We start from the raw sequence: 264 nt of genomic DNA, 5'->3' as shown, positions 1-264 counted from the left end.
GATGTTTTTCTTGCGTGAAACGGGAGCCTTCAACGAAATTGACAATGGTGGTGGGATGCAGGCGAAACTTTTCACAAGAACGCCGAGTGGTTTCAACATCTTTACCACGTCGCTCCGGATGACGTAATAAATAAGCGCGGGAATAACGCTTCATAAACGGCATATCCAGCGACCAGCACGCCAGGCCAAGAAATGGCACCCAGGCCAGCTGTTGCTTGAGGAAATATTTATTCATCGGAATGTGCTTACGAAACAGCACGCACA

Annotated in this window: 1 pseudogene; it reads right to left on the bottom strand. The window is 48.5% G+C overall.

The annotated features are described in order from the left end of the window. Positions 1 to 264: pseudogene (gene yihG / locus IEQ44_RS16035) on the bottom strand (1-acylglycerol-3-phosphate O-acyltransferase YihG); the annotation flags it as partial.

Source organism: Nocardioides malaquae (assembly GCF_015070385.1).
Classification (GTDB): Bacteria; Actinomycetota; Actinomycetes; order Propionibacteriales; family Nocardioidaceae; genus Nocardioides; species Nocardioides malaquae.
This window is presented reverse-complemented; position numbering and strand designations above follow the sequence as displayed.